Source organism: Xenorhabdus entomophaga (assembly GCF_037996725.1).
Lineage (GTDB): Bacteria > Pseudomonadota > Gammaproteobacteria > Enterobacterales > Enterobacteriaceae > Xenorhabdus > Xenorhabdus khoisanae.
On sequence record NZ_JBBMXH010000305.1, the window covers coordinates 1 to 656 of the forward strand.

The 656-nt window shown below is 48.0% G+C and carries 2 protein-coding genes; both read right to left on the minus strand.

All coding sequences use genetic code 11. The features are described 5' to 3' along the window. Positions 1 to 58: 58 nt before the first annotated feature. Positions 59 to 277 (minus strand): hypothetical protein, encoded by a 219-nt coding sequence (locus tag AAC854_RS22900; protein ID WP_340619100.1) that lies wholly within the window; start codon positions 275 to 277, stop codon positions 59 to 61. Further along, the gene (locus AAC854_RS22905) at positions 274 to 597 is read right to left on the minus strand and encodes a phage holin, lambda family (RefSeq protein WP_422824131.1); all 324 of its coding nucleotides are present in this window, start codon (positions 595 to 597) and stop codon (positions 274 to 276) included. Before AAC854_RS22905 ends, AAC854_RS22900 begins: the two co-directional genes overlap by 4 nt. Positions 598 to 656 lie beyond the last annotated feature (59 nt).

The following is a 656-nucleotide window of genomic DNA, read 5'->3' on the forward strand; positions in this document are numbered from 1 at the left end:
TTATTAGCGGGATTGTGATCAATGTTGCCGGGATTGTTATTGCTAATGCCTCTGGTCATCAGATTATTCCCCGTTGCTGTTCATGTTCTGTCAGTAACCTGAGAAATTGGTAACGTTCGTAAAAATTAAAATGGTCACGCAGCCACTTGTACCGAGGTTCACGAGCGAGCTTTAGAAAGAACCGATCATCACGCCAATGTTTTCTCAGCCTGTGCAATGCCCGCCAGCGGCGGAATTGACGCAGCCTCACATTCAGGTAATGGGAATTTATGCTCATTGTTTATCCCCCAACCGTTTATTAATGGCGCGAACGGCAAACTCGCGGATTTTCTCAACGCCAATAAATCCAACAGCACCTCCAATAGCTGGAGCAAAACTGATAGGAATACCGAACAGTTCTAGACCACTGGATACGCTCCATGACAAAGCACCACAGAGCAGCGCCTCCACCCAGCGATTCTTCCGTTCTACGCCGTCGTAAATCAGGCGCCCGTAACAAATCGCTATTGCCAAAACCGAGCCGGATATCTGCGGCCACGAATTTTTTAGGCCGTTCAAGAGGTCAGCCCATAAATCAGGATTTTCTTTCATCTTCATATTCCACCCCATTTGAACAATGGGCGTCCGTGGGGTGAACGATGGTTACCCCTGTGAGT